Source organism: Pseudoalteromonas sp. SWN166, assembly GCF_015864485.1.
Classification (GTDB): Bacteria; Pseudomonadota; Gammaproteobacteria; order Enterobacterales; family Alteromonadaceae; genus Pseudoalteromonas.
Genome location: NZ_JADYXB010000077.1, coordinates 1 through 3394, shown reverse-complemented (window position 1 = coordinate 3394; position 3394 = coordinate 1). Strand labels below are relative to the sequence as shown.

At 38.7% G+C, this 3394-nt stretch carries 4 protein-coding genes; 3 read left to right on the top strand and 1 reads right to left on the bottom strand.

Annotation, left to right across the window (positions count from 1 at the left end; all coding sequences use genetic code 11):
- Window positions 1-456, top strand: a 456-nt coding sequence (locus tag I6F49_RS20050; protein ID WP_197181733.1) for a transposase, incomplete at its 5' end; no start/stop codon positions are given.
- Between the two features lie 136 nt (window positions 457-592).
- Here the strand turns inward: I6F49_RS20050 and I6F49_RS20045 are convergent.
- On the bottom strand, window positions 593-1390 hold the full coding sequence (locus tag I6F49_RS20045) for an alpha/beta fold hydrolase (protein WP_166420121.1): 798 nt from the start codon (window positions 1388-1390) through the stop codon (window positions 593-595).
- Between the two features lie 438 nt (window positions 1391-1828).
- On the opposite strand from I6F49_RS20045, the gene I6F49_RS20040 reads away from it, so the two are divergent.
- Both I6F49_RS20040 and I6F49_RS20035 read left to right on the top strand, forming a co-directional pair.
- Window positions 1829-3118 (top strand): aromatic amino acid transport family protein, encoded by a 1290-nt coding sequence (locus tag I6F49_RS20040; protein ID WP_166420083.1) that lies wholly within the window; start codon window positions 1829-1831, stop codon window positions 3116-3118.
- Window positions 3119-3243: 125 nt separating this feature from the next.
- The coding region (locus I6F49_RS20035) for a helix-turn-helix domain-containing protein (protein ID WP_442961274.1) at window positions 3244-3394 on the top strand (151 nt) is incomplete at its 3' end.

Below are 3394 nucleotides of genomic sequence, written 5' to 3'. Positions count from 1 at the left end.
GTACTAAAAACTGAGATAGGCAAGCTAAAAAATGACATTGATGAGCATATTGATAGACACCCGCAATTAAAAAAGAACCGCAAATTGCTTCAAAGTATCAAAGGTGTTGGAGAGGTAATATCACGTATGATGGTGTCCTTGCTGGCATGTAAACAGTTTAAAAATGCCAAGCAATTAGCTTGTTACTTAGGCTTAATACCTAAGCTTAATGAGTCAGGCAAACGGGCTGGAAAAACAACCTTAAGCAAAGAAGGGCCTGGGTATATAAGGGCTAAATTGTATATGGCTGCTGTAGTCGCTGTACAACATAATCCAGATATAAAAGCCCAAAATAAGCGATTAGTGGGGCAAGGTAAAACACAAATGCAGGCAATTGGTGCTGCAATGAGAAAGCTGACACATATCTGTTTTGGTGTTGTGAAGAATCAAACTGAATACCAGCCTCAAGCTATTTAAAGAAAGCTTGAGGCTGGTTAGAAGAGATGGTATCTACGCTTTGATATAAAAATGGAGTTTTATTCCTTTAGGTCTTGTTTTGAGTTTAGGGCGAAAATCCAAAAAGAATGTACCGATCCGATTCCTTCTACAACCCTTAACGATTTTGCTGGGCGATAAAAGCAAGCGAGTGCTGATTGAATAAGTCTGGGCGTTCCACATTACAAACATGGCCGCAATGGTGAATAGTTTGCAGTACGCTGTTTTTATGACGCTTAACCATTTCTTTAACAGGGCCAAGGAACATATGATCTTCCTTACCCATAATGTACAGAATGGGAATATCAATGTCTTTTTCTTTGAAATATTGCATTAAAGGATTTACGTCCATGGCTAATTTAAACCATTTTATAAACTCTTTTTGGCACAAGCGTTTTGCTTCACGAACAAACAAAAGTCGAGATTCTTTATGACGCTTTTTCGGCATCATAATAAAAGCAAATAAGCGATACAGCCACATATAAGGCAGGAAGTGTTTAAAAGTATTACCTAAATAAACCAATGTATTACTGCGAGTATTAAAACGAGTAACCGCTCCACCTAGCACCATGCTAGAAACATATTGCGGCGCAATTTCAGCAATATTTCGAATAATAATTGTGCCCAATGAAATGCCAACAAAGTGTGCGCTGGTGATATTGTTATGATCTAACACGTCAATAATATCTTTTGAGACATTATTAAACGAATAATTATTATCAACAAAGTGTTGTACTAAGTTATTCGATTTACCGTGACCGCGAAGATCTAGCAACAACACATTATATTCTTTTTTATACGCTTTAAGCTGACGAAACCAGATTGCCGAACTACCACCTGCGCCATGGACAAATACAACCCATGTTTTACTGGTTTCGTGCGCAAAAGTAGTATGGAAAAGAATGTCTTTGCTCATTGCAGTTAGCGGCCTATTTACTTCGTTTGGCATATTCAATTGCTGGAAGTATAACGGAGTTTAATAAAAATCTCTTATGAAGTTGAGATCAATGGCTTCTACTTAATAGCTTTTGGCAGCAGATTTTGATTTTTAAATGAAAACCAATAAAAATGACCCGCCCTTATTTTCACGTTATGGAAATCGCCTTCCTCGGCTTTGCTGCTCGCGTGGCGTGTTGGGTTTCGCTCCAACTAATCAACCTACAGTAAATTGTAATGTGGTGTTGCCATTTAAGGGATTTGCTCACTTTTACACCGCTGTTTAGTATTCATGACACTTCCCATCCAATTGGGTCTAATTAATTAGTCTACAAACACCCTCAAAACATGAAATTTTTAACTAAAAACTATACCCTTCGGCGCAGTTATTATTTAAATAATGGATGAACACACACACATGACAACATCTCAAGATGCAACGCTTTCAAATGCATCAACAAACACACACACTAATTCAAGCAAAAATTCAAACACAAAAACTAAATGGAACCTGCACGATACACAGTGGACATTAAGCTTATTTGGTACCGCAGTAGGCGCGGGTATTTTATTTTTGCCTATTAACATTGGTATTGGCGGTTTTTGGCCGTTAATTATTATGGCGTGTTTAGCGTTCCCTATGACCTTTTGTGCGCATCGTGGATTAGCACGTTTTGTACTGTCGTCAAAAAATAAAGATGCCGATTTTACCGATGTAGTTGAAGAACACTTTGGTGTGACTGCGGGCCGGTTAATTTCTTTATTGTACTTTTTATCTATATTCCCAATTTTGCTTATTTACGGTGTGGGCTTAACCAATACTGTTGATAGTTTTATGGTTAATCAAATGGGGATGGAATCACCTTCTCGCGTGCTACTTTCAGGTGTATTAGTTGCAGGTATGATTAGCTTAATGATGGGCGGCGAGCGCTTGATGCTACGTGCCTTTGCTATCTTAGTGTATCCGCTTGTGGGCATATTGTTGTTTTTATCGCTTTATTTAATCCCTAGCTGGCAGATGCCAGATATGACAGTGCCTGAAATGGGCAGCTTTGGTAAAACGCTGTGGTTGTCGATTCCTATAATTGTGTTTTCGTTTAGTCACGCAGCGGCTATATCTAGCTTTGTAAACGTACAACGTGGTCATTATGGCGAACAAGCTACACGTAAGTCTGAGGCGATTTTAAAGCGTACTAGCTTGCTACTTATTACCTTTGTACTGTTATTTGTGTTCTCTTGCGTGCTGTCGCTTACAGGCGAGCAAATGGCGGCGGCTAAAGCAGCTAACGTGTCGGTTTTATCCTACCTTGCTAATATTACTGACAACTCATTTATTGCCACACTTGGGCCGCTTGTTGCTTTTATTGCTATTACGTCGTCGTTTTTGGGTCACTTTTTAGGGGCACGCGAAAGCTTTACAGGTTTAGTAACTAAGCAAACAAGCTTAAGCGCAAAAGCTGCCGATAAAATTGGTGTGTTAATCATGTTTTTAGCTATTTGGTTTTGTGCTGTTAAAAACCCAAGTATTTTAGACATGATGGATCAGTTATCGGGCCCTATCATCGCGATGATTTTATTTATTATGCCAATGATTGCGGTTTATAAAGTACCTGCACTTTACAAATACCGTAACCGCTTAAGCACGCTATTTATACTAGCGGTTGGCTCACTTGCTGTGTTTGCACTTTTGTACGGTATGCTCAAGTAGCCTTTTGTTAATAAGTAAAAAGCCCAGCTAATACCAATCTGCCAAATTATGTGATCTAATTAGCATACTGATACTTATCTACTTTTACTAAATTGAACTTAGAAAAATCCAAGCAACTTTTAGCTATATCACGTAAAGAGCCTAATGCAAGAAAACGCATACGCCTGCTTGCTGTTTCATTATTCTTTGAGGGTGAAAACAGAACGAATATTGCTAAGCGCCTAAATACAGCGCGCGCCAGTGTCAATAAATGGGTTTCAAGCTACCTTAACAATG